We start from the raw sequence: 24,287 nt of genomic DNA on the forward strand, positions 1-24,287 counted from the left end.
TGGCCTCAGGCCTCGGTCGCGGCGCCGGCGAAACGCTTGGCCTGGGCGACCCAGGCGTCACGGTCTGCCCGGCCCTTGAGATTGAGCAACTGGTCGATCGACTGGATGTCTTCGGCGGTCCAGGCGGCGATCTGGCGGAAGCTGGTCACGCCCAGCTCACCCAGCGACGCCGCCAGCTTGGGACCGATCCCGACCACGCGGGTCAGGTCGTCGGCGAGCGTTGCGACCGCTTCGATCGGAGCCTCGGCTGCGGCCTCGACTGGCGCAGCTTCGACAGCCACAGCCTCGACGTCTGCCGCCGGTTCGAGCATGGCGACAGGCGCGACGGGCTCGGGAACGATAGCCTCGGCGACGTCAATGAGCGCCTCGGCCACCCGCTCGCCGGCGGCTTCGACGGCCTCGAGCGTCTCGACGGTCGCCTCTGCGGCAAGCTCGAGCGGCTGGAGAAGGGCCTCGGTGGCCAAGTCCAGCGCGGGTTCGACGACGGGATCGGCGATCGGCTCAACCCACTCTGAGGCGGGCGGCGCCAGCGGTTCCGGCGCCAAGGCGCTGAGCGCCTCGACATTGACGGCCTCGCGCCAGCGCGACGCCCACCACCACCAGGCGGCGCCCGCAGCGGCCGCGCCGCCGAACATCAGCCACAGCGGCGAAGCCGCGCCGATTATCACGTGTGGCGCCGTTTCGGGGTCGCCCCGCTCGGCCTTGAACTCAGGAAAGACAGACAGGTTGGAAACCATGGCGCGCGCTCCGGCAACCGCGATTTTTGTGCAATGCAACATAACACAGTTCTGGCGTTCGCAAGTGCAAAATTGTTGCCGCTAGGTCAAGCCAGTCCGGAGGCTTTCAGGGCCAGCCCTGTGGCCATCATCACCGCGACCAGGGCCAGCACCGGCAGGCGCAGGGCGAAGGTCAGACCCAGAGCCAGAACCGTCATGCCCAGGGCGACGATGTCCAGGCTGGCGGGGTCAGGCATGGCGGCCTTCAACGGGCCCCAGGCCAGCGCTCCGCCCGTGCGAAACAGCAGATGCGTGGCAAACCACACCGCCAGTTGACCAATGACCCCAACGGCGGCCGCTGAAACCATGGCCAGGGCGCGCGCCGGACGCGGGTGGCTGCGCAGACGCTCGACAAACGGCCCCCCGGCGAAGATCCAGAGGAAAGACGGCGCGAAGGTCGCCCAGGCCGCCATCAGGCCGCCGGCCAGGCCCGCGATCCAGGCCCACTCCGGCGCGGCGGCCTGAAACGCGCCGACAAAGCCGACGAACACGAAGACCAGCACCAGCGGCCCGGGAGTCGTCTCGGCCAGGCCCAAACCATCGAGCATCTGGACCGGGGTGAGCCAGCCGAAAGCAGAGGCCGCCTGCCCCAGATAGGCCAGGGCCGCATAGGCGCCGCCAAAACTGACCACCGCCAGGCCGCTGAAGATCGCCCCCATCCGCGCCACCACGGAGTCTGGCGCGATGGCCAGGGCCGCCGCGACCGGCGCCAGCCATACGGCCAGCCAGATCATGACGGTCCTCAGCGTTCCCCCGCGCTCGCGCCCCTCTTCCGACTCGACCGCGAAGGTCGCTCCGCCGCCCAGCCCCCACCCGATCGCGCCCGCCGCCAGGATCAGCAGCGGGAACGGCAAGACCGAAAAGCTCAGCAGGGCAAAGGCCGAGACGGCGATCGCCAGTCCGGCGCGGTCGCGGATCGTTCGGCCGCCGATGCGCAGCAGGGCCTGGGCCACCAGCGCCACCACGGCCGCCTTCAGGCCCAGCAGCACGGGCCCGGCCCATTCCGATCGTCCGTACACGACATAGAGCGCCGACAGGCCCAGCATGATCGCCAGCCCCGGCAGCACGAACAGCAACCCGGCCGCCACGCCGCCCCGCACGCCATGCAGCCGCCAGCCCAGCCAGACGGCCAGTTGCTGGGCCTCGGGGCCTGGCAGCAGCATGCAGAAGCTCAGGGCATGGGCGAACCGGGCCTCGTCGACCCAGCCCTTTTCCTCGACCACGGTCTTGTGCAGCAGCGCGATCTGGCCGGCGGGGCCGCCAAAGCCCAGACAGCCGATCTTCAGCCAGACGCCCAGCGCCTCGCCAAAGCTGGGCAGGCCCTGAGTCACCCGGCCGTCCGCCAGACCCTGGCCGCGCCGCCGGCCTGGCCCAGATTTCGGACGATCCAGTCGGTGGCCGCACGCACGGCGGGCTCGACCTCGGGCGGGGCGCCGACCAGGACCATGGTGCTGCCGTTCATCTTCATCGGATCCAGCAAGGGGCGAAGTCTGACCTCGGCCACTAGCGCGTCGTTCGTGACGGTTTCTAGCCCGCGGACAAAGGCGTCGAAGGTTTCCAGATCCTTCAGCGGCGTCCAGATCGCCAGCACGGCGGCGGGATCGCGCTGCAGCGCCTGACGCGTGACCTCGACGATGCGGGCATAGTCGTCCGGACGCTCGAACGGCGGATCGATCAGGATGAAGGCCCGCCCTCCCCGACCGGCCCTGGCTGCGGCGGTCTCGTAACCGTCGGCCTTGGACGCCTGGGCGAAGGCGTAGGGCGCCAGCGAGCGGCGCAGCAGGTCAAAATCATCATCGCGCAGTTCGCAGGCGGTGTAGCGATCCTCACGGCGCAACGCCCCGGCGATCAGCAGCGGCGAGCCGGGATAGAGTGGCCCGTCCCGGCCGCCGTTCATGGCCCGCACGGCCGCGATCAGCGGGACGAACACCGCAGGCGCGTCGGCTTCCTGCAGCAGACGGAAAATCCCGGCGTCGGCCTCGCCCGACCGCCGCGCCATCTCGCCGCTCAGGTCATAGCCGCCGGCCCCGGCATGGGTGTCGATCACCGACAGGCTGGGCGAGCCCGCCTTCAGCGCCTCCAGCACCGCCAGCAGGATCGCGTGCTTCTGCAGGTCGGCGAAGTTTCCGGCGTGATAGGCGTGGCGGTAGTTCATGTCTGAGGCGGGCTCCCGGAAGCGGCGCTGGCTGTATCATGCACCGCCATGGCCCGTCGCAGTTCCTCGACCATGATCTGGCGCAGGCCTGGCGGCGAGATGATCTCGACGCCGTCGCCCCAGGTGAACAGGTGCCAGGCCAGTTCCAGCATGCCCGCCGCGCGGAAGGCCACCGTCACCGAGCCGTCCGGCTCCGGCCGCACGGTCTGGGTGGAGTGGAAACGCCAGCGCATCGCATCCTCGGCCCGGTCGGGTCGGATGCGCAGCACCACATCCTCGACCGCGCCATGATAGATGCCAAAGCTCTCGTCGGCGAAGGCCTGTAGCGAGAAGCCCTCCGGCGGCGGGGCCGGCCGGTCGAGCACCTTCAGGTCCGTCATCTTGTCCAGCCGCCAGGAGCGCGGACGCATGTCCTCGCCCTCCAGCGCCACCAGATAGTTGCTGCGGGCGAACAGGATGCCCAGCGGCGTCACCTCGCGGGTTCGGCCCGGCGTGCTGCCGCCGTCATAACGGAACGACAGCGCGCTCAGCCCCTTGATCGCCGTGCGGATGGCCGCCAGGGCGGTCTCGTCCTCATAGGGCCGGGGGCCGGCATGGATGGCGATGGTCTCGGCCTGGACCAGGGCCTCGACATCGGGGGCGACCTTACGGCGGGCCGCGCCGCGCAGGGCCGACAGCAGCTTGCGCTCCAGGGCGAACAGCGAGGCGGCCCGCCCCTCGGCCCCCGACGCCTTGTAGGCATCAGCCGCCGTCCGCAGCGCCGCCAGTTCCTCGGCCGTGGGCGTCTGGAACAGGCCGTCCAGACCGGCGGGAATGCGGAAGCGGCGGGTCGGCGGATCGTCGACCACCTCCATCTGGGGAAAGGCGGCCCAGACCGCATCGCGCATGCGCTCAGCCGTGCGCCGGCCCACATCCAGGGCGCGCGCCATCTCATCCAGGGTCATGCCCTCGCTCGATCCCGCCAGCATGCGAGCCAGATCCAGGAGCCTTGCAGCTTTTTCGTGCCTCATACGTTCTCCATACGACCGAATCTGGCGCACCGCACGTGCAAACAGGTCTGGTCCGAACGAAGGAGGACTTCATGTCTCGCTTTGCCTGCCCCGTCTGGGCCATCGCCCCTGTAAACGCGCCGATGATCTCGGCCGTTCTGGCCTTCGCGGACATTCATCGCGACCTGGGCGCTGGACGCACCCTGATGCGGATCAGCCATGAACGCGCCGCCCGCGCCGATGTCATCCTGCTGCTGGGCCGCGACGCCGAGCGGGTGGTCGATCTGGGCGTGGTGTGGAACGATCGCGAGGACCAGATCATCCGGGTCATCGACGACGCCGAGCGCCGCGACTCGCGTCTGGCGGCCTGGGAAGACGCCTATGATCTGTTCGAGTCCGAGGTTCACGAACCGGTTAATCACCGCCTCGTGGCCTGACCTGAAGGGGGCAAGGCCTCCGATCCGTACACTTCACAAGCAGTGTTCTGCCTAAAAATGCGGTCTCGACGCCCCCCAAAGGGGCGCCGGGGCCGCAGCGCGTATTTGTGACGACTTCTTGTCGCCGCCCCCATTGCAGAAGCCGCCACCTTCGCTCCACGCTGAATTAGCCGGCAACGTCCGAGTGAAAAATCGCGTCAGTATCAAAAGCAGAAAAGTTCGGGAGATAAACGTCGTGGAGAAGGAATCAATCTTGCGTTGATAAATTGAACGAGGGGGCTCTCTATGAATCGGCACTTTAAAACGACTCTACTCGCAGGTATCTCTGCGATGTCTGTTACTTTTGGATACTCTGTCGCAGCGCATGCTGCCGACCCGGCCGCCGACCCGGCCGCGGAAACCACTTCCGAACTTGAGACCCTGATCGTCACGGCGCGCGGCAAGCCCCGCACCGTTCTGGACAGCGCGGTCCCGGTGGACTCCTTCAGCGAAGCAGACCTGAAATCCGCCGCCTTCACCGACACCAATGACATCCTGAAGTCGCTGGTCCCGTCCTACACTCTGGCTCGCGAGCCGATCTCGGACGGCGCCACCTTCGTCCGCCCCGCCTCGTTGCGCGGACTGCCCACCGACAAGACCCTGTTCATGGTCAACTCCAAGCGCCGCCACCGCTCGGCGCTGGTCAGCATTGGCGGCACGGGCGCGCAGGCGCCTGACGCGGCCACCATCCCGGCCTCGGCGCTGAAGAATGTGGTCGTCACCCGCGACGGCGCCGGCGCGCAATACGGTTCGGACGCCATCGCCGGCGTCATCGACTTCCAGCTCAAGGACAGCCCCAGCGGCGGTTCGCTCGTCGCCCAATACGGTCAGTTCTTCCTCGGCGACGGCGAAGACGTCATGATCACCGGCAATCTGGGCCTGCCGATCGGCGACAAGGGCTTCGTCAACGGCACCTTCGAATACACCAGCCAGAACCAGGTTCACCGCGGCAAGCAGTACTGCAATGTCGGCATTCCCAACCAGTCGGCCGGGTTCTGCGTCGCCAACCACGCGGCAGCCAATCCCGCCTATGGCGCCTTGATCACCGACTACGTTCAGAAGTGGGGCCAGCCGGACTCTGAAGCCCTGCGCGGCGTGATCAATGCCGGCTACGACATCAGCGAAAACCTGGCGGTCTATGCCTTCGGCAACTACTCCAAGAGCAGCGCGGTCGAGTATTTCAACTATCGTCCGCCGGTCAGCAACGCGGTCAACGCCACGCCGATCCGCCTGCAGGACGGCAGCCTCTTCCAGTTCAGCTCGATCTTCCCGGCCGGCTTTACCCCGATGTTCGGCGGTGACGTCACCGACTACAGCCTGACCGGCGGCATCAAGGGCAAGACCGGCTACGGCCTGAGCTATGACCTGAGCGGCCGCTACGGCAACAACAAGATCGCCTACACCCTGTGGGACACCGTCAACCCCTCGATGGGCCCGGCTTCGCCCAAGGCGTTCTACGACGGTTCGCTGATCTCCGATGAGCAGGCCCTGAACGCCGACTTTGCCTATGATTGGGCCCTGAAAGGTCTGCACACCCCGGTGACCCTGAACTTCGGGGCCGAGTATCGCCAGGAGGGCTATGAAATCACCGCGGGCGACGTGCCCTCCTATGTGGCGGGGCCGTGGTCCGTGCCGGATCCGTTCAACTACTGCTCCAACGAAACACTCGTCGCATCGCGCACGAAGGCTGCCGGAGCGCCTGCGTCCATCAACTGTAATCTGGCGTCAGACCCGGTCTACAACGCCCTCGCCGTCGGTTCGAACGGTTTCCCGGGCAACACCCCGGCCTATTCGGGTGAACTGACGCGCGACTCCTATGCCGGCTACGCCGAAGCCTCGGCCAATGTCACCGAAGCTTGGTTCCTGGACGTCGCCGTCCGGGGCGAGAACTTCTCTGACTTCGGCAGCACCTGGAACGGCAAGATCGCCTCGCAGTACCAGTTGACCGACGCGTTCGGCATCCGCGGCTCGGTCGGCACCGGCTTCCGCGCACCGACGCCGGGTCAGCTGTTCACCACCAACGTCTCGACCCGCGTTGAGAACGGCGCGATCATCGCCTCGGGCCTGTTCCCGGCCACCAACCCTGTCGCCCAGTTCATGGGCGCACGCGAACTGAAGCCGGAAAAATCCTTCAACCTGGCGGCGGGCTTCAGCGCATCCCTGTTTGACGGCCTTAGCCTGACAGTCGACCTCTACAGCATCGAAATCAAAGACCAGTTCTACGCGACCAGCGCCATTACGGTCACACCGACGATCCGCAATGCCCTGATCGCCGCTTCGATCCCGGGTGCTGACACCATCGGCCAGGTCCAGTTCTTCCAGAATGCCTTCGACTCCCAGACCTTTGGTGTGGACGTCGTGGCGACCTACAAGAAGGCCTGGGAAAACGGCCAGATGACCAGTTTCACCGCAAGCGGCAACTGGAACAGCTTCGTCGTCGACAAGGTCAACAAGCCCACGCCCAACACCTCGGGCGTGACCTACACCTTCTTCGACGGTGAAAGCGTCTACGACTTCAAGCATGCCGCTCCGCGCTGGCGCAGCACGCTGTCGGCCACTCACGAGGTCGGCAAGTTCAAGATCCTGGGCCGGGCCAATCTCTATGGCCCCTACAAGAACATGTTCAGCGTCAGCCGGCCGACCGTGATCCAGGAGTTTGATACCGAACTCATGTTTGATACCGAGATCAGCTATCAGGCGACCGATACCTATTCGCTGGCCATCGGCGCCCGGAACCTGTTCTCCAACTATCCCGATCCCGACCTGACCGGCGAGTCGGCCACCAACGGCCGGGTCTATCGCTCGGACTCGATCGTCGATTGGCAAGGCGGCTTCTGGTACGCCAAGGTCTCGGCGACCTTCTAGGATTTCGATCCCAGCAAAACCGAAGGGCCAGGCGAAAGCCTGGCCCTTTTCGTTTGGCCGGCCTCTGCTAGCGCCCCAGCGCCTTGCCCATCCGGATCAGCGGCACCGCATAGCCGCTCGATGTCATCGCCGTGAACGGCTCGAGGTCGTGATAGCCGCAGGCGCGATAGAGCGGCACGCCGCCCATGGTCGCCGCCATCTCGGCGCGGGCAAACCCTTCGGCGGCGGCCGCCGCCTCGCAGGCGTCCAGCACCAGGCGACCCACGCCTTTCCGGGTGTGATCGGGGTGCGTGTACATTGCCCGCACCCGAGCGGCGTCAACCCTGGGATCCAGCAGCGCCGCGTCGCGCCCGGCAGAGTGATCGCCGCCGAACAGCGTGGCGCGCCGGCTCCACCCACCGCAGCCGGCGATCTGGTCACCATCCTCGACCACGAAATAGGTGCCGTCAGCGATCAGCTGGCTGTCCAGCCCCATAATTTCGAACGAGGCCCTGACGCCTTCGGGCGGCAGGAACGGCGTCAGAAGCTCGCTGATCGCTGCATTCATCAGGGCCGACAGAACCGGCATGTCCTCAGGTCGCGCCAGCCGCAGGCGAAGTTGGGATCCTGTTGTGTTCAAGGCGTTCTCCTCGCATCACCCAGGTCCGTTGATGCGTCGCCCCTGGGGCGAAGGAAGGGTGATTCCCGCCCTCTTCGCCTGATCATCGCCACCCGCCCACGGTTCGCACACGGGGCGCCCCAGGCGCCCAAGGGCGGAGCATCCGGGACGCATCTAACATGTCAGATCGTCCGTCGTCCGAAATCAGGTTGCGCCGGTTCCCCCGAAATTTCGAGATGAACCGGACTTCGGCGGGGGCGCGTTCGACCGGAGGAACGAAAGGTGTATCGTCATGGCGATGCACGCGTTTTCGGCGTCGGCTGTTTCTTAGTGGCGGATTGGCATGGATACGACTGCAGGCCCGGCGACGGGCGGAGTTCTGACCCGACGGCGCTTCTTCGAGGGACTGGCTGCGGTGGGCGGCATTTCCCTGGCGCTTTCGGGCATGGACGCCCTGGGTTTCGGCATGGCCTCGGCTACAGAACTGCCGCCCGTCCTGACCGGCGACGTCAAGGGCACGAAGGTCATTGTGCTGGGCGCCGGCCTGGCCGGCATGACCGCCGCCTATGAGCTCTCAAAGGCCGGCTATCAGGTGCAGATCCTGGAGGCCCGCGCCTTCGCCGGCGGTCGCTGCCAGACGGCGCGCAAGGGCTTCGAGCACACCGACCTGCTGGGCAACAAGCAAACCTGCGAGTTCGACGACGGCCTCTATATCAACCACGGCGCCTGGCGGATCCCGTATCACCACCGCTCGACCCTGCACTACACCAAGCTGTTCGGCGTGCTGCTGGAGAGCTTCGTCAACGACAACGACGCCGCCTATGTCTATTTCGAGAAGGGCGAAGGCCCACTGAAGGGCAAGCCGATCCGCAAGGGCGAGATCGCCGCCGACGCCCGGGGCTATGCCGCCGAGCTGATTGCCAAGGCCGCCAGCAAGGGCGAGCTCGACGCCGCCCTGTCCCCGGCCGACCGCGAGAAATTCGTGGCCTACATGATCAACGAAGGCCGGCTGTCACCCAAGGACCTGGCCTATACGGGCACAGAAGGGCGCGGCTTTTCCGTTCACCCCGGCGCCGGTGTCGATCCGGGCCCGGGCAAGGAACTGCCGCCCTTCGCCTTCAAGGATGTTCTGGATTCCGGCGCGTGGCGCGTGCTGAGCTCGGTCAGCGGCTACGAGCAGCAGCGCACCATGCTGCAGCCGATCGGCGGCATGGACCAGATCGCCAAGGGCTTCGAAAAGCAGGTTGGCTCGATGATCCGCTACTCGACGGTGGTCAAGAAGATCAAGCAGACCGGCAAGGGCGTGAAGGTCACCTTCAAGGAGGCCTCGGGCAAGACCGGCGAGATCGAGGCCGACTACTGCATCTGCACCATTCCGCTCAGCGTGCTCAAGCAGATCGATCTGGACGCCTCGGCGCCGTTCAAGGCTGCGATGGCGGGCGTATCCTATGCGCCGGTCAACAAGATCGGCCTGCAGATGAAAACCCGGTTCTGGGAAGAAAAGCACCACATCTACGGCGGCCACATCTACAACGACATCCCCGGTATCGGCACGATCGCCATGCCCTCCACCGGCTGGCAGAGCCAGAAAGGCGTGCTGCTGGGCTTCTACAATTTCGGTGGGCAGGCGGCGCGCATCAGCGCCATGAAGCCGGCCGACCGGGCGGCCTTCGCCGTGGCCGGCGGCCAGAAGGTGTTCCCCGAATACGCCGAGAACTTCGAGAACGCCTTCTCGTTCTGCTGGCACCTGGCCGAGCACAATCTCGGCGGCTGGGCCGAATGGGGCGAGGCCGGTCGCCGCGACGCCTATCCCGTGCTGTGCGAACCCGACGGTCGCCTCTATCTCGCCGGCGAACACCTCAGCTACCTTGGTGGCTGGCAGGCCGGGGCCATCGAGTCGGCCTGGCAGCAGATCGCCAAGATCCACGCCCGCGTGCAGCAGGCTTGAGACCCGAGGACCCGAGAACAAAAATGAAGTCTGCTTCCCCTATCGCCCTGCTCTGCCTTGTCGCCGCCGCGTTGGCGCCCGCTGCGGCATCGGCCGCGTCGTCGCCCAAGGACCTTTACGAAGACAACTGCTCGGCCTGCCACCAGGTGACCGGCAAAGGCATCAAGGGCGCCTTCCCGACCCTGGCCGCCTCGCCGCTGGTCATCGGTCCGCCCGCGCCTCTGGTCACCATCTTACTGAACGGCCGGGCCGGCATGCCGGCCTTCAAGGACGACATCAGCGACGCCGATCTGGCCGGCATCATCAGCTATGTCCGCACCTCGTGGGGCAACAAGGCCAAGCCGGTGACGGCCGCCGAGGTCGCCGCCATCCGCACCAAGGCCAAGGCCGCCCAGAAGGCCCGTGGCCTGCAAGCTCACTGATCGACCCTTTCCAGGAGAAGACCATGACCCGTTTCGCAACCCTCGCCGCCGGCCTCGCTCTGGCCGCCGGTCTCGCCGGCGCGGCATCCGCCCAGGACATCGTTCGCGGCGGCGACCCCAAGTCGGCCATCGCCAGCGTCGTCACCGTGCCGGCCGGCTTTGACACCATCTATGTCAGCGGCATGGTCCCGCCGATGATCGACCCCAAGGGCGACCCTGCCCTGACCGCCACCTACGGCGACACCAAGACCCAGACCCTGGGCGTGCTCAAGCGCATCGAGGATGCGCTGAAGACTCAGGGCGCAACCATGGGAGATGTGGTGATGATGCGCGTCCTGCTGGTCGGCGACCCGGCCAAGGGCGGCAAGATGGACTTCGCCGGCATGATGGAAGCCTACAAGACCCTGTTCGGCACAGCCGAACAGCCCAACAAGCCCTCGCGCATCACCAGCCAGGTCGCAGGCCTGGTGGCCGGTGGCATGCTGGTCGAGATCGAGGTCCAGGCCGCCAAGAAGAAGTAGCCACCACATCCCGCTGCGGCGGGTGTTGGCTTGGCCTTCGCAGAGGGAGACAGGTTCGCGCCTGTCTCCTTTTTCGTTGGTCAGCGCGCGTCGCAGCCGCCTTTTCACCGAAGTCCGAATTCATTTCCCTGACAACGTTGTCAAACAATTTGCGCCGCGCTACACAGGTCATGCACTTTTAGGGCGTTTCCTCCCAATGACTCGGCCGCCTTCTCCTCCTGGAGGGCGGCCGTCTTTTTGTCCGGCTTGTCCCGGCCATCATGCTTGACTCAAGCGACGGTCCGGCCGAAACGCCCCGTCCATGATCAGCCGCTACGCCCGCCCCGAAGCCGCCGCCATCTGGTCCAGCCAGACCAAGTACAAGATCTGGTTCGAGATCGAGGCCCACGCCGCCGACGCCATGGCCGAGCTTGGGGTCATCCCCAAGCTGTCGGCCGAGACGATCTGGGAAAAGGGCCGCGACGCGGTCTGGGACAGCGACCGCATCGACGAGATCGAACGCGTCACCAAGCACGACGTCATCGCCTTCCTGACCCACGTGTCGGAGATCGTCGGCCCCGAGGCCCGCTTCCTGCACCAGGGCATGACCAGCAGCGACGTGCTGGACACCTGTTTCGCCGTGCAGCTTTCGCGCTCCACCGATCTGCTGATCGAGGGTGTCGACCTGCTTATGGCCGCGCTGAAACGCCGGGCGCTTGAGCACAAGATGACCGTCTGCGTCGGTCGCAGCCACGGCATCCACGCCGAACCGATCACCTTTGGCCTCAAGCTCGCCGGCTACTACGCCGAGTTCCAGCGGGCAAAAGAACGACTCGCGATGGCCAAGTTCGAGATCGCCACCTGCGCCATCTCGGGCGCCGTCGGCACCTTCGCCAATGTCGATCCCCGCGTCGAAGAACATGTGGCCAAGATGATGGGCCTGACCGTCGAACCGGTCTCGACCCAGGTCATCCCGCGCGACCGCCACGCCGCCTATTTCTGCGCCCTGGGTGTCGTCGCCTCGTCGATCGAGCGTCTGGCCACCGAGATCCGCCACCTGCAGCGCACCGAAGTGCTGGAAGCCGAGGAGCCGTTCGAGGTCGGCCAGAAGGGCAGCTCGGCAATGCCCCACAAGCGCAACCCGATCCTGACCGAAAACCTGACCGGCCTGGCCCGGCTGGTCCGCTCGGCCGTGACGCCCGCCCTGGAAAACGTTGCCCTCTGGCACGAGCGCGACATCAGCCACTCGTCGGTCGAGCGCGGCATCGGTCCTGACGCCACCGTCCACCTTGATTTCGCTCTGCGCCGCATGGCCAGCGTCATCGAGCGCTTCAACATCTATCCCGAGAACATGGCCAAGAACCTCGACAAGCTGGGGGGCCTGGTGTTCTCGCAGCGGGTCATGCTGGCCCTGACACAAGAGGGTGTCAGCCGCGAAGACGCCTATGCCGCCGTGCAGGGCAACTCGATGAAGGTGTGGCGCGGCGAGGGTCGGTTCATCGACTTCCTCAAGGCTGATCCCGTGGTGTCAAAGGCCCTGTCGGACACCGTGCTCGAGGAACTGTTCGACTACGGCTACCACACCAAGAACGTCGACGTGATCTTCAGGCGCGTGTTCGGCGAGCAGGGCTGACGATGACGGAAGCGCCGGTCCTTCGCCTCAATCCGGCGCTGGATCCGGCGGCCTTCGCGCAGGCCTATGCGCGCGACGGCGTTGTGCGCATTCCCGATGTATTCGAGCCCGGAGTCGTCGATCGCCTGGCCGGCATTCTGGAACAGACCATCGACTGGGACGTGATCTGCTCGAACGACACGGGCGGCGCCGAGATCCTCAGCCGCGCCCGCCGCGTAGAGCTTGGCCCAGATGCGGTGGCCGCCCGCTTCCACGCCGCCACGCTGCGGGCCCGCACCGGGTTTGCCTACATCTATCTGGGCTATCCGATGATCAACGCCTTCGTCGAAGGCCGTGACCCCGGGCACCCGATCCACGCCCTGACGGCTTTCCTCAACAGTCCCGACTTCATCACCTTGGGCGCCGCCGTCACCGGTGAGACGACCATCACCAAGGTCGACGCCCAGGCCACCCTCTATCGCCCCGCCGACTTCCTGACCCTGCATGACGACACCGGAGTGGGTGAGCGACTGGCGGCCTACACCCTGGGCCTGACGCGCCAGTGGCGGCCCGACTGGGGCGGCCAGCTGCTGTTCCACGACGAGGCCGGCGACGTCGAACGCGGCTTCGCGCCGGCCTTCAATGTGCTGACCCTGTTCAAGGTGCCGCGCAAACACTCGGTGGCCCCCGTCGCCCCCTATGCCGGCGCGCCGCGCCTGACCGTCACCGGCTGGCTGCGGAACGACCCGCCCAATGGCCGCTGAGCGCAAGCGAAGCTTCCCGCCGGTCGTCGATGCAGACACCCGCGTCCTGATCCCGGGCAGCCTGCCTGGCGAGGCCTCGCTGGCGGCGGGCCAGTACTATGCCAATCCGCGCAACGCCTTCTGGCGGTTACTTGAGACGGTGCTGGATGCGCCGCTCGTGACCTTGGCCTACGAAGATCGCCTGACGTCGCTCCAGGCACGTGGTGTGGGTTTGTGGGACGTCGTGGCCGAGGCCGAGCGGCGCGGCAGCCTGGACGCCGCGATCCTCAACTCCAGCGCCAACGACCTGCTGGCCCTGGTGGAAAGGTTGCCTGCCCTGCGCGCCGTGGCCTTCAACGGCGGCACGTCGGCGAAGCTGGGCTCGCGCCTTCTGGCGCCGGTCGCGAAAAGGGTGACGTTGATCGCCCTGCCCTCCTCCAGCCCGGCCCACGCGGCGCGGAGTTTTGCGGAGAAGGCCGAGTCCTGGGCGTTATTGAGGTCTTTGTTGGCGACCTGGCCTACCAGAGGCGGCTGACGCCGAAGCTGTCGAACATCACTTCTTTGGACACCAGTGTCATTTCCTCGACCAGCGCTTGAGCAATAAGCAAACGATCAAAGGGATCCTTGTGCGGAATAGCCAGGGCGCCAGCTAAACGCGCATGGGTCAGGGAAATGGGCAACGGGTCGAAACCCAGCGCCTCAATCTCAAGCTCAAAGCTGGCCGCCAATACCGCAGCTTCCGGAAGTTTGCCCAAGCGGTGCTTAGTGGCGATTTCCATGGCGGATACCGCGCTCACAAAGACAGTCGCCCCTTCGGACGCGATCGCCTCACGCGCACCAGCGGCGAGGCGCGGATCCTGATGCCCCCACCAAATCAACGCATGGGTATCAAGCAGCAGCCTCAATCGCCTTCACCGTTCCACAGGGCGAGTTCGTCATCAGGCAGCGGATCAAAGAAACTCTCGGAAAAGCCAAATCCAAGTCGGTCTTTCCACATTCCGGCATAACGTTTGGGTTTTGCCGTCTCGACCGGCGTAGCAACAAGTTTGGCCACCGGCGTCTTGCCGCGGGCGATGATGACCTCGCCGCCGGCTTCGACTTCGGCCAGTAGGCGCGAGAGGTTGGTCTTGGCGTAGTGGATGGTGACGACGGTCATCGGAGCCTCACTTAGCTAATCAAGTTAGCTAAGTGAGCGAAGAAAATCAATCAGCCCCTCACATTACAACCTTTTCATCTGCCTTCCGGCCCCGCTTGAGGCAGCATCCCGCCTCCTTGGGGAGAGACTTCCAATCATGCGTAATCTTCTGCTGGCCGCGACCTCCGCGATCGCCATGTCCGTCGCCGTTTCAGCTTCCGCCGCCGAACCCGCCAAGCCGATGTACGGCGCGTGGGGCGTCGATCTGACCGCGCGCGACACTACCGTCGCGCCTGGCGCTGACTTCAACCGGCACGCCAATGGCGCCTGGCAGGCTCGCACCGAGATCCCGGCCGACCAGGGTTCGGCCGGCGTCGGCTATGACGTGTTCAACCGCTCGCAGGACCAGCTGCGCACGCTGATCGAAACCGCCGACGCCTCGACCCAGATCGGCGGCCTGTACAAGAGCTTCACCAACGAGGCCCAGGTTGAGGCCGTCGACGACAAGCCGCTGAAGGCAGACCTCGCCAAGGTCGCCGCCCTGAACAGCAAGGCCGACTTCGCCCTGGCCATGGGCCGCGCCCACGGCGGGTTCGGCGCGGACATCTTCTCGCTGGACATCTATCCGGACGCCAAGACGCCCGAAATCAACACCATCTATGTGGGCCAGTCGGGCCTGGGCCTGCCGGACCGCGACTACTATCTGACCGACGGCTTCAAGCCGCAGCTGGCGGCCTACACCGCCTTCATCGAGCGCGCCCTGAAGATGGCCGGCTATGCCGACCCGGCCAAATCGGCCGCCGAGGTGGTGGCCTTCGAGACCGCCATCGCCAAGGCCAGCTGGGCCGTCGCCGACCGTCGCGACATCGACAAGGTTTATAACCCGATCGCGATCACCGACCTGACGGCCTACGCTCCCAACTTCCCGTGGTCGGACTATCTGGCCGCCGCCGGCATGCCCGGCCTGACCAAGGTGGTGCTGGGCGAGAAGACCGCCGTGCGCGACATCGCCAAGGCCTATGACGCTGCGTCGCTCGACACGCTCAAGGCCTGGCAGGCCTTCCACATCCTCGAAGAGGCCTCGCCCTATCTGTCCAAGCGCTTCGTCGACAGCCGCTTTGAGTATGTGAAGGCCCTCAGCGGCCAGTCGGCCCTGCGGCCCCGCTGGAAGCGCGGCGTCGGCCTGGTCGACAGCACGGTCGGCGAGGTCGTCGGCCAGACCTATGTGGCCAAGTACTTCCCGCCCTCGTCCAAGGCCCAGATGGTCGAGCTGATCGCCAATCTGAAGACGGCGATGTCCAAGCGCATCGAGCAGTCCCCTTGGATGGCGGCGGCCACCAAGACCGAAGCCCAGACCAAGCTCTCCAAGATGAAGGTCATGGTCGGCTATCCCGACAAGTGGCGCGACTATTCGGCCCTGAAGATCGACGTGGCCGACCTCTATGGCAATGTTTCGCGCAGCCGCGCCTTCGAATGGGCCTACGCCCTGAGCGACCTGGGCAAGCCGGTCGACGACGGCAAGTGGGCGATGACCCCGCAGACGGTCAACGCCTACAACGGCGGCCTCGAGAACAAGATCGTCTTCCCGGCCGGCATCCTGCAGGCGCCCTATTTCGATCCGGCCGCCGACCCGGCGGTGAACTATGGCGCCATCGGCGCGGTGATCGGCCACGAGATCAGCCACGGCTTCGACGACCAGGGCCGCAAGATCGACGCCAAGGGCGCCCTGCGCGACTGGTGGACGGCTGAGGACGCCAAGCGCTTCGAAGCCCAGGCCGATATCCTGGGCAAGCAGTACGACCAGTACGAGCCCGTTCCCGGCGCCAGGATCAACGGCAAGCTGACGATGGGCGAGAACATCGCCGACCTGGCCGGTCTGCAGGTGGCCCTGGACGCCTACCACGCGTCGCTGGGCGGCAAGCCCGCGCCGGTGATCGACGGCATGAGCGGCGACCAGCGCCTGTTCCTGGCCTTCGCCCAGTCGTGGCGCGCCAAGGAACGCGACGACTCGCTCAAGCAGCAAATGGCGTCCGATCCCCACTCGCCGTCGAACTTCCGGGTCATCGGCCCGACCCGCAATGTCGACGCGTGGTACGCGGCCTTCGGCGTGAAGGCCGGCGAGACCTACTATCTGGCGCCAGAGGCCCGCTCGCGGGTCTGGTAGCGCCAACTGACCATCGGGACGGCAAGGGCGGGGGCGTGGCGATCACGCCCCCGCTTTTGTTTGTCGGCGGCGCGTTTGCAGGTCAGGCTGCGACCATGACCTATGCGCGCGCCGTGGCCGGAACGACCTATGCCTTTGACGGTCTGGCCGATGTGATGGCCAAGGCCTCGCCCCTGCGCTCGGGCGACATGCTGGCCGGCGTCGCGGCCACCAGCGCCCAGCAGAATGTCGCGGCCAAGATGGTGCTGGCCGACACGCCGCTGAAGACCTTCCTGACCGAGGCCCTGGTCCCTTACGAGACCGACGAGGTCACCCGCCTGATCCTCGACAGCCACGACGCGGCCGCCTTCGCGCCGGTCGCCAGCCTGACCGTTGGGGAATTCCGCGACTGGCTGCTGTCGGACGCCGCCACACCCGCCGTTCTGGCTGCGCTCGCGCCGGGTCTGACGCCCGAAATGGTCGCCGCGGTCAGCAAGATCATGCGCAACCAGGACCTGATCCTGGCGGCCAGAAAGTGCCGGGTGACGACCAAGTTCCGCAATACCATCGGCCTGCCCGGGACCATGGCCGTGCGGCTGCAGCCCAACCACCCGACCGACGACCCGGCCGGGATCACCGCCTCCATCCTTGACGGCCTGCTGTATGGCTGCGGAGACGCGGTGATCGGAATCAATCCGGCCAGCGACAATCTCTCGGTGCTGGGCGAGCTGAGCCGGCTAATGGACGACCTGATCCAGAGGTTCGAAATCCCGACCCAGTCCTGCGTCCTGACCCACGTGACCAGCGCCATCGCCCTGATCGAGCGCGGCGCGCCGGTGGACCTGGTCTTCCAGTCGATCGCGGGGACGCAGGCCGCCAATGCCAGCTTCGGCGTCACCCTGGCCCTGCTGCGCGAAGGCCTGGACGCCGGGCGCTCGCTGAAGCGCGGAACGGTCGGCGACAACGTCATGTATTTCGAGACCGGCCAGGGCTCGGCCCTCTCGGCCGGCGCCCATCACGGCGTCGACCAGCAGACGCTTGAGGCCAGGGCCTACGGCGTGGCGCGGGCGTTCGAGCCCCTGCTGGTCAACAGCGTGGTCGGCTTCATCGGGCCCGAATACCTCTATGACGGCAAGCAGATCATCCGGGCCGGCCTTGAAGACCACTTCTGCGGCAAGCTGCTGGGCGCGCCCCTGGGCGTGGACGTCTGCTACACCAACCATGCCGAGGCCGACCAGGACGACATGGACAGCCTGCTGACGCTGCTGGCGACGGCGGGGGTCACCTTCATCATGGGCGTGCCGGGCGCCGACGACGTGATGCTGAACTACCAGTCGACCTCGTTCCACGACGCCCTCTATGTCCGCGACCTGCTGGGCCGCAAGCGCGCGCCGGAGTTCGAGGCCTGGCTGCAGCGCCTGAAGATCACCGGGGCCGACGGCCGCCTGACGCCGCCCTCGGCCGGCCATCCGCTGCTGACGGCCAGCGCATGAGCCGGCTGGTTCCGCCCGATCCATGGACGGCCCTGCGCCGCCATACTCCCGCCCGCATCGCCCTTGGCCGCACGGGCGCCAGCCTGCCCACCCATGAGGTGCTGGCCTTCGCCCTGGCCCACGCCCAGGCCCGTGACGCGGTGCATACGCCGTTCGATAGTGCAGCGGTGACCGAGGCCATCGCTGACCTCGGCCTTTCGACCCTGCCTGTCGAAAGCGCGGCGGCGGACCGGGCGACCTATCTGCGGCGGCCAGATCTGGGCCGTCAGCTGTCACAGGCCAGCCGATCCCGGCTGGAGCGCGCGGCGGGCAAGCCGGCCGATCTGGCCATTATAGTCGCCGACGGTCTGTCCAGCACGGCCGTCCACGCCCATGCCGCGCCGCTGATCGCCGCCTTGCTGCCCTTGATCCGCGCCGAGTCCTGGAGCCTGGCGCCGGTGGTTGTCGCCCATCAGGCCCGGGTCGCTCTGGGCGACGCGGTCGGCGAGATCCTGGGCGCGCGGCTGATCCTGCTTCTGATCGGTGAGCGGCCGGGCCTGTCCTCGCCCGACAGCCTGGGCGCCTATCTGACCTTTGCGCCCCGGGTGGGCCTGACCGACGCGGCCCGCAACTGTGTCTCCAACATCCGCAGCCAGGGCCTTTCCTACGATCAGGCCGCCTTCAAGCTGGCCTGGCTGGCGCGCGAAGCCCTGCGACTGGGCGAGAGCGGCGTGGCCCTGAAGGACGAGAGCGACACGGCGCTGCTGGGCGCCGCCCATCCAGCCTTGTCATCCCGGTCTGAGCCGCGGCCCCCGGGATGACCGCGGGCGGCGAGCGCTTGGGAATCGGCCATCGCCCCCCTTCGGCGCCGAAATAGTGAACGCCGGTTGCCGAAACGCCGTTTCGCGTTAACCGAGAGTCGCCGACGCTGCGGCCTGGGCGCAATTTCAGCCGAAGTTTCGGACTCAGGGGGACCACGATGAGCGAACCATCAGGCGGCGGCGTCAGCTACGAAAAGGTCGATGCGGCCTATTTCGACAAGCGCGGCCTCAAGCGCTATGCGGGCGTTTTCTCGCTATGGGCGCTGGGCGTGGGGGCCGTGATCTCGGGCCAGTTCTCGGGCTGGAACCTGGGCATGGGCGTCGGCGGCTGGGGCGGCATGCTGGTGGCCACCCTGATCATCACCGTCATGTATCTGGGCCTGACCTTCTCGATCGCCGAGATGGCGGCGGCCCAGCCGCACACGGGCGGGGCCTATTCCTTCGCCCGCGCCGCGATGGGTCCCTGGGGCGGCTTCATCACCGGCCTGTGCGAGAACGTCGAGTATGTGCTGACCGCCGCCGTCGTCTGCTTCTTCATCGGCAGCTATCTGGGGGGCATCTTCGAGACGCCGGCCTGGATGCAGCCGCTCTACTGGGTGGGGGCCTATGTCATCTTCGTGGGGCTGAACGCCGGCGGCGTGGCGATGTCGTTCCGCTTCACGGTGTTCGTCACCCTGCTGGCCCTGGCCTGCCTGGTGGTGTTCTGGATCAGCGCCCTGCCGCATGCCGACTTCATGAAATACGCCCTCAATGTCGGACCCGGCGGCACCGAGCTGCCCGACGGCCACGGACCGTTCCTGCCCGCCGGGATCGGCGGCGCCCTGGCCCAGCTGCCCTTCGCGGTCTGGCTGTTCCTGGCCATCGAGCAACTGCCCCTGGCGGCCGAGGAATCCCACACCCCGCAGCGTGACCTGCCCAAGGGCATTATCCTGGGCATGCTGACCCTGATCGTCTCGGCCCTGCTGGTGCTGTGGCTCAATTCGTCGATCCCGGCCGGAGCCTTCGCCCTGTCGAAGTCCGGCGAGCCGATCCTGGACGGCTTCCGCGCCATCTATGGCGGCGGAGCCCTGGCCAAGGTCCTGGCGGCGGTGGCGGTGGCGGGGCTGATCGCCAGCTTCCACGCCATCATCTTCGCCTATGGCCGGCAGATCTATTCGCTGTCGCGGGCCGGCTACTTCCCGCGCGCCCTGTCGGTGACCCACGGCGAGCGCAAGACGCCCGAGCTCGCCCTGATCGCCGGTTCGCTGGCCGGCCTGCTGGTCATGCTGGCCGTGTGGTTCCTGCTGGGCGCCGAGAAGGGCGCTGCAGTGATCGGCGGCACCCTTCTGAACATGGCCGTGTTTGGAGCCATGCTGTCCTATGTGGCCCAGGGCGCATCGTTCATCCTGCTGCGCAAGAAATTCCCGGACATGGAGCGGCCCTACAAGAGCCGGTTCGGCGTCACCGGCGCGGTCCTGACGGTGATCATCTCGCTGGTCACCATCGTCTATCAGCTGAAGGACCCGATCTATCGGACCGGCGTCATCGGCGTGGCGATCTGGTTCGCGATCGGCATCGCCTATTTCGCCGCCGTCGGCCGCAAGAAGCTGGTGCTGTCGCCCGAGGAAGCCTTCGCCCTCAACGGCGGCAAGAGCGCCTAGAGTCTCCGCGCGGTGGGAAACGTCTGTCGGATCGGAAAGGGCGCCGGGCTTCCACGTTCGGCCTCACGCCCTGCGGGCCGCACGGAAGGCAAAGAAAAGGGCCGCCCCGAAGGGCGGCCCTTGTTCGTTCGGCCTAGAGCCCTTCCCGACCTGATGGCTTCATCAGGTTCGGGCGAAAAGGGCTCTAAATCAAAAGTTTAGAGCGTTTTTCGATCCGATAACCGTTTCACACTTATCGGAAAACGCTCTAGGCCGGCGCTGATTTCAGGCGCCGGTCTTGATCTGCTCGCGGGCCTGGGCCAGCAGCTCGTCCATCTTCATGCGCACTTCGCTCTCGGACACCGCGACGCCCGAGCCCTTGAGATCGCCCGAGACCTTGCGCAGCACATCCTCGTCGCCGGGCTGTTCGAAGTCCGACTTCACGACGGCGCGAGCATATTCCTCGACCGTGGCAAGGCCCATCAGGCCGGCGGCCCATTCGCCCAGCAGGCGGTTGCGGCGCGCGGTCGCCTTGAACTCAAGGTCCTGGTCCAGAACGAACTTGCGTTCGAAACCCTGTTCGCGATCGTCGAAAGTGGTCATGAAGGCCCCAAATACGTCTAAGCCGGCTATCTATCCCGTGATGGGCCAACTCGCAATCGGCGGATACGCCGCAGCCTTCGCTTTACGCCCATAGACCTGAACGGAAGCTGACCCCCAGGTTTGCGCGCCCGCCCTCATTCAGATAAGTTCAACCCGACATTTTCAGTGAGCGGCCTTGAGTCGAACGCCGCGCGCAGCTATCCGGCCGCGCGCGCTTTTCGTTTCTTAGGACACCCCCGGATCAGGGGGCGCGCTTTGCATCCATGAAGGGCCTCGACGAGAGCCATGACCACCCGCCGCAAGAAGATCTACGAAGGCAAGGCGAAGATCCTGTACGAGGGCCCCGAGCCCGGTACGCTGATCCAGTACTTCAAGGATGACGCCACGGCGTTCAACGGCGAGAAGAAGGCCCAGCTGGAAGGCAAGGGCGTGATCAACAACCGGATCAGCGAGTACGTCATGACTCGCCTGAACGGCATCGGCGTGCAGAACCACTTCATCCGCCGCCTGAACCTGCGCGAGCAGCTGATCAAGGAAGTCGAGATCATCCCGCTCGAAGTCGTGGTGCGCAACATCGCCGCCGGCTCGATCGCCACGCGCCTGGGCCTGCCCGAGGGCCAGGCCCTGCCGCGCTCGATCATCGAATTCTACTACAAGGACGACAAGCTCAACGACCCGATGGTGTCGGAAGAGCACATCACCGCGTTCAACTGGGCCGCCACCCAGGAGATCGACGACATGATGGCCATGGCCCTGCGGGTGAACGACTATCTGTCGGGCCTGTTCAGCGGCGTCGGCATCACGCTGGTCGACTTCAAGATCGAGTTCGGTCGCATCTACGAAGGCGATTTCAGCCGCGTGATCCTGGCTGACGAGATCAGCCCCGACAGCTGCCGCCTGTGGGACAGCCAGACCAACGAGAAGCTGGACAAGGACCGCTTCCGCCGCGATCTGGGCAATGTCATCGAGAGCTATACCGAGGTGGCCCGCCGCCTGGGTATCATGAAGGAAATGCCGACCGTCATTCAGGGCGGCATGCATTAGGTTTCAGATCCTCCCCCCGAAGGGGGAGGTGTCGCCAAAGGCGACGGAGGGGGAAGGCCCTGGGTTGTGGACGGTACGCCCTCCACCGCCAAGCGGTTCCCCCTCTCCCTTGAGGAGAAGAAGTTGAAAGCCAAGGTCCAAGTGTTCCTCAAGCCCGGCGTCCTCGACGTTCAGGGCAAGGCCGTCGAAGCCGCCCTGCATGGCCTGGGCTGGGCCGATGTCCAGAACGTCCGCGTCGGTCGCACCATCGAGTTCGACGTAGCCGACGGCGACGCCGAGAAGGCCCAGGCCGAGGTCAAGGCGATGTGCGACAAGCTGCTCGCCAATACCGTGATCGAAAGCTACGCGATCTCGCTCGACTAGGCGCTTGGCGCCTCAGGCGCTGAAGCTGACCCTGAGGGTCGCCAAGCTGGTCTCGCGGATCGGCTCCAGATCGAGGCCGGGATCCACCAGCATCTGGGTGCTGAGGCCCAGCAGCAGGGCGCCGACCATCAGGGCGGCCGCGTCGGCGTTCAGCCCCTCGCGGATCACGCCCTCGGCCTGCCCCCTCAGGAACATGGCCTCAAGACGGGTCTCCACTTCCTTGTGCACGGCGGCGAACGGTCCGCGCAGGTCCGAGACCTCGGCCACGGCCCCGGCCATCAGCACGAAATAGGCGCGCATCTCGCCATCCTCCGCCAGGTTACGCAGGTAGATGTCCACGAACCCCAGGATCGCCTCCAAGCCGTTGGCGCAGTCCAACTGGCGGTCGGCCAGCAGATCCTGCAGCCGCGCCTGAAGCCTGACGATCAGCGCCTCGATCAGCCCCTGCTTGGACCCGAACTTCTGGGTCGCCAGCCCCCGGCTATAGCCCGCCCTCGCTCCGATATTCTCGAAGGTGGCGGCCGCCATGCCGCGTTCCAGGATCAGTTCGGCCGCCGCGCGCAGCAGCTCGCTCTCCGACTGCTGGCGCCGGTCGGACTGGCTGCGGCGGACAAGCGGAACCTTAAGGGTGGCTGTCATCTTGCGGAGATTACTTATTTGTTGGACAACTAGCAAATACAAAGGCGGCCACAGAGCCGCTCCCGGAGGTTCCAGGAGTTCGCGCATGACCATCCCCGTTGAGATTGCAAACACCATCGTCGACCCAAAGGCCTATGCCGACGGCGACCGCATCGATCAGGCCTTCGCGCGGCTGCGTCGCGAGAGCCCGCTGGAGGTGGCCCAGCCCGACGGTTTCGACCCCTTCTGGGTGGTCACCCGCCATGCCGACATCCTGGAGGTCGAGCGCCAGAACGAGCTGTTCCACAACGGCGACCGCGCGACGATCGTCACCACCATCGAGGCCGACCACAAGGTGCGCGCCATGATGGGCGGCTCGCCGCATCTGGTCCGTTCGCTGGTCCAGATGGATAATCCCGACCACTTCGCCTATCGCCGCGTGACCCAGGGCGCGCTGCTGCCGCAGAACCTGCGATCGCTGGAAGCTCGGATCCGCGAAATCGCCCGCAGCTTCATCGACCGCATGGCCGCCCAGGGCGATCGCTGCGACTTCGCCCGCGACGTGGCCTTCCTCTATCCGCTGCACGTGATCATGGAGGTCCTGGGCGTGCCCGAGGCCGACGAGCCGCGCATGCTGAAACTGACCCAGGAGCTTTTCGGCAGCGCCGACCCCGATCTGAACCGCGACGGCAAGATTGCTGCGGACGTCAATGAGGGCATCGACAGCCTGCAGTCGGTGATCATGGATTTTATGCAGTATTTCAATGCCATGACCGAGGATCGCCGGGCCAGTCCGCGCGAGGACCTGGCCAGCATCATCGCCAATGGCAAGGTCAATGGCGAGCCGATGGGCCACCTGGAGGCGATGAGCTACTACATCATCGCCGCCACGGCGGGGCACGACACCACCTCCTCGACCACCGCCGGCGCGATGTGGGCCCTGGCCGAGAACCCCGACCAGTTCGCCCGCGTCAAAAACGATCCCAGCCTGATCCCGGGCCTGGTCGAGGAGTCGATCCGCTGGGTGACGCCGGTCAAGCACTTCATGCGCACCGCCACCGCCGACGCCGAACTGGCCGGCCGCAAGATCGCCAAAGGCGACTGGATGATGCTGTCCTACCCGTCGGGCAACCGCGACGAGGCGGTGTTCGAGGATCCGTTCAGCTTCCGCATCGACCGCACGCCCAACAAGCACGTGGCCTTCGGCTACGGCGCCCATGTGTGCCTGGGCCAGCACCTGGCGCGGATGGAGATGCGGGTGCTGTGGGAAGAGCTGCTGGCCCGCGTCGACAGCGTCGAGCTGGACGGCCAGCCCACCCGGATGACCGCCAACTTCGTCTGCGGCCCCAAGGCGGTGCCGATCCGCTTCAAGATGCACTGAGGCG

General features: G+C 66.2%; 24 protein-coding genes. 15 read left to right on the forward strand and 9 right to left on the reverse strand.

The genetic code is table 11. The features are described 5' to 3' along the window. Positions 1 to 5 precede the first annotated feature (5 nt). The 4 genes from phaH to ACN2C8_RS11525 form a co-directional block, all read right to left on the reverse strand. Positions 6 to 737: a phasin PhaH gene (gene phaH / locus ACN2C8_RS11510; protein ID WP_419251884.1), complete on the reverse strand. Its 732-nt coding sequence runs from the start codon at positions 735 to 737 to the stop codon at positions 6 to 8. Between the two features lie 86 nt (positions 738 to 823). Continuing rightward, complete coding sequence (gene chrA, locus ACN2C8_RS11515) at positions 824 to 2,107, reverse strand: chromate efflux transporter (RefSeq protein ID WP_419251886.1); 1,284 nt, start codon at positions 2,105 to 2,107, stop codon at positions 824 to 826. Then, positions 2,104 to 2,931, reverse strand: coding sequence for a 23S rRNA (adenine(2030)-N(6))-methyltransferase RlmJ (rlmJ, locus tag ACN2C8_RS11520; protein WP_419251888.1), 828 nt, complete (start codon positions 2,929 to 2,931; stop codon positions 2,104 to 2,106). Before rlmJ ends, chrA begins: the two co-directional genes overlap by 4 nt. Further along, positions 2,928 to 3,941, reverse strand: a complete 1,014-nt coding sequence (locus tag ACN2C8_RS11525) for a helix-turn-helix transcriptional regulator (protein WP_419251890.1) — start codon at positions 3,939 to 3,941, stop codon at positions 2,928 to 2,930. Before ACN2C8_RS11525 ends, rlmJ begins: the two co-directional genes overlap by 4 nt. Positions 3,942 to 4,012: 71 nt before the next feature. On the opposite strand from ACN2C8_RS11525, the gene ACN2C8_RS11530 reads away from it, so the two are divergent. Then, on the forward strand, positions 4,013 to 4,357 hold the full coding sequence (locus tag ACN2C8_RS11530; protein WP_419251892.1) for a hypothetical protein: 345 nt from the start codon (positions 4,013 to 4,015) through the stop codon (positions 4,355 to 4,357). 285 nt (positions 4,358 to 4,642) lie between these two features. Next, positions 4,643 to 7,261 carry a TonB-dependent receptor plug domain-containing protein gene (locus tag ACN2C8_RS11535; RefSeq protein WP_419251894.1) on the forward strand — a complete coding sequence of 873 codons (2,619 nt, stop codon included), beginning with the start codon at positions 4,643 to 4,645 and terminating at the stop codon, positions 7,259 to 7,261. Between the two features lie 67 nt (positions 7,262 to 7,328). On the opposite strand, the gene ACN2C8_RS11540 is transcribed toward ACN2C8_RS11535, so the two are convergent. Beyond that, complete coding sequence (locus ACN2C8_RS11540; protein ID WP_419255873.1) at positions 7,329 to 7,829, reverse strand: GNAT family N-acetyltransferase; 501 nt, start codon at positions 7,827 to 7,829, stop codon at positions 7,329 to 7,331. A 373-nt stretch (positions 7,830 to 8,202) separates the two neighbouring features. Here ACN2C8_RS11540 and ACN2C8_RS11545 point away from each other — a divergent pair, with 373 nt between their 5' ends. The 6 genes from ACN2C8_RS11545 (at position 8,203) to ACN2C8_RS11570 (ending at position 13,619) form a co-directional block, all read left to right on the forward strand. Continuing rightward, positions 8,203 to 9,807 carry a flavin monoamine oxidase family protein gene (locus ACN2C8_RS11545; RefSeq protein WP_419251895.1) on the forward strand — a complete coding sequence of 535 codons (1,605 nt, stop codon included), beginning with the start codon at positions 8,203 to 8,205 and terminating at the stop codon, positions 9,805 to 9,807. Positions 9,808 to 9,830: 23 nt separating this feature from the next. Continuing rightward, positions 9,831 to 10,229: a c-type cytochrome gene (locus tag ACN2C8_RS11550; RefSeq protein WP_419251897.1), complete on the forward strand. Its 399-nt coding sequence runs from the start codon at positions 9,831 to 9,833 to the stop codon at positions 10,227 to 10,229. Positions 10,230 to 10,252: 23 nt separating this feature from the next. Beyond that, a complete protein-coding gene (locus ACN2C8_RS11555) occupies positions 10,253 to 10,750 on the forward strand; it encodes a RidA family protein (protein ID WP_419251899.1) in 498 nt (165 codons plus the stop codon). Between the two features lie 301 nt (positions 10,751 to 11,051). Next, entirely contained in the window at positions 11,052 to 12,362 is a 1,311-nt protein-coding gene (purB, locus tag ACN2C8_RS11560; protein ID WP_419251900.1) for an adenylosuccinate lyase, read from the forward strand. 2 nt (positions 12,363 to 12,364) lie between these two features. Beyond that, positions 12,365 to 13,105 (forward strand): 2OG-Fe(II) oxygenase, encoded by a 741-nt coding sequence (locus ACN2C8_RS11565; RefSeq protein ID WP_419251902.1) that lies wholly within the window; start codon positions 12,365 to 12,367, stop codon positions 13,103 to 13,105. Then, positions 13,095 to 13,619, forward strand: a complete 525-nt coding sequence (locus ACN2C8_RS11570; protein ID WP_419251904.1) for a DNA-deoxyinosine glycosylase — start codon at positions 13,095 to 13,097, stop codon at positions 13,617 to 13,619. Before ACN2C8_RS11565 ends, ACN2C8_RS11570 begins: the two co-directional genes overlap by 11 nt. Here the strand turns inward: ACN2C8_RS11570 and ACN2C8_RS11575 are convergent. After that, a complete protein-coding gene (locus tag ACN2C8_RS11575) occupies positions 13,603 to 13,989 on the reverse strand; it encodes a type II toxin-antitoxin system VapC family toxin (protein ID WP_419251905.1) in 387 nt (128 codons plus the stop codon). The two genes, ACN2C8_RS11570 and ACN2C8_RS11575, sit on opposite strands and share 17 nt — an antisense overlap. Beyond that, on the reverse strand, positions 13,986 to 14,240 hold the full coding sequence (locus ACN2C8_RS11580) for a type II toxin-antitoxin system Phd/YefM family antitoxin (protein ID WP_419251907.1): 255 nt from the start codon (positions 14,238 to 14,240) through the stop codon (positions 13,986 to 13,988). The genes ACN2C8_RS11575 and ACN2C8_RS11580 overlap by 4 nt, the downstream gene beginning before the upstream one ends. Positions 14,241 to 14,376: 136 nt before the next feature. On the opposite strand from ACN2C8_RS11580, the gene ACN2C8_RS11585 reads away from it, so the two are divergent. The 4 genes from ACN2C8_RS11585 to ACN2C8_RS11600 all read left to right on the forward strand — a co-directional run bounded on the left by ACN2C8_RS11585 (position 14,377) and on the right by ACN2C8_RS11600 (position 20,295). Continuing rightward, a complete protein-coding gene (locus tag ACN2C8_RS11585; RefSeq protein ID WP_419251909.1) occupies positions 14,377 to 16,383 on the forward strand; it encodes a M13 family metallopeptidase in 2,007 nt (668 codons plus the stop codon). Between the two features lie 35 nt (positions 16,384 to 16,418). Next, on the forward strand, positions 16,419 to 17,855 hold the full coding sequence (locus ACN2C8_RS11590) for an ethanolamine ammonia-lyase subunit EutB (RefSeq protein WP_419251911.1): 1,437 nt from the start codon (positions 16,419 to 16,421) through the stop codon (positions 17,853 to 17,855). Continuing rightward, positions 17,852 to 18,655 (forward strand): ethanolamine ammonia-lyase subunit EutC, encoded by an 804-nt coding sequence (eutC, locus tag ACN2C8_RS11595; RefSeq protein WP_419251913.1) that lies wholly within the window; start codon positions 17,852 to 17,854, stop codon positions 18,653 to 18,655. Before ACN2C8_RS11590 ends, eutC begins: the two co-directional genes overlap by 4 nt. Before the next feature lie 158 nt (positions 18,656 to 18,813). Then, positions 18,814 to 20,295: an amino acid permease gene (locus ACN2C8_RS11600; RefSeq protein WP_419251914.1), complete on the forward strand. Its 1,482-nt coding sequence runs from the start codon at positions 18,814 to 18,816 to the stop codon at positions 20,293 to 20,295. 264 nt (positions 20,296 to 20,559) lie between these two features. Here the strand turns inward: ACN2C8_RS11600 and ACN2C8_RS11605 are convergent, their stop codons facing one another. Then, complete coding sequence (locus ACN2C8_RS11605) at positions 20,560 to 20,877, reverse strand: DUF1476 domain-containing protein (RefSeq protein WP_419251916.1); 318 nt, start codon at positions 20,875 to 20,877, stop codon at positions 20,560 to 20,562. A 285-nt stretch (positions 20,878 to 21,162) separates the two neighbouring features. Between ACN2C8_RS11605 and purC the strand changes: the two genes are divergently transcribed. Together purC and purS are read left to right on the forward strand one after the other, a co-directional pair. Beyond that, complete coding sequence (gene purC / locus ACN2C8_RS11610) at positions 21,163 to 21,921, forward strand: phosphoribosylaminoimidazolesuccinocarboxamide synthase (RefSeq protein ID WP_419251917.1); 759 nt, start codon at positions 21,163 to 21,165, stop codon at positions 21,919 to 21,921. Between the two features lie 123 nt (positions 21,922 to 22,044). Then, the gene (gene purS, locus ACN2C8_RS11615) at positions 22,045 to 22,284 is read left to right on the forward strand and encodes a phosphoribosylformylglycinamidine synthase subunit PurS (RefSeq protein ID WP_419251919.1); all 240 of its coding nucleotides are present in this window, start codon (positions 22,045 to 22,047) and stop codon (positions 22,282 to 22,284) included. Positions 22,285 to 22,296: 12 nt separating this feature from the next. Here the strand turns inward: purS and ACN2C8_RS11620 are convergent, their stop codons facing one another. Next, positions 22,297 to 22,923, reverse strand: coding sequence for a TetR/AcrR family transcriptional regulator (locus ACN2C8_RS11620; protein WP_419251921.1), 627 nt, complete (start codon positions 22,921 to 22,923; stop codon positions 22,297 to 22,299). An 85-nt stretch (positions 22,924 to 23,008) separates the two neighbouring features. Between ACN2C8_RS11620 and ACN2C8_RS11625 the strand changes: the two genes are divergently transcribed. After that, positions 23,009 to 24,283 carry a cytochrome P450 gene (locus tag ACN2C8_RS11625; protein ID WP_419251923.1) on the forward strand — a complete coding sequence of 425 codons (1,275 nt, stop codon included), beginning with the start codon at positions 23,009 to 23,011 and terminating at the stop codon, positions 24,281 to 24,283. Positions 24,284 to 24,287: the final 4 nt, after the last annotated feature.

The organism is Caulobacter sp. ErkDOM-C, assembly GCF_048541825.1.
GTDB lineage: Bacteria > Pseudomonadota > Alphaproteobacteria > Caulobacterales > Caulobacteraceae > Caulobacter.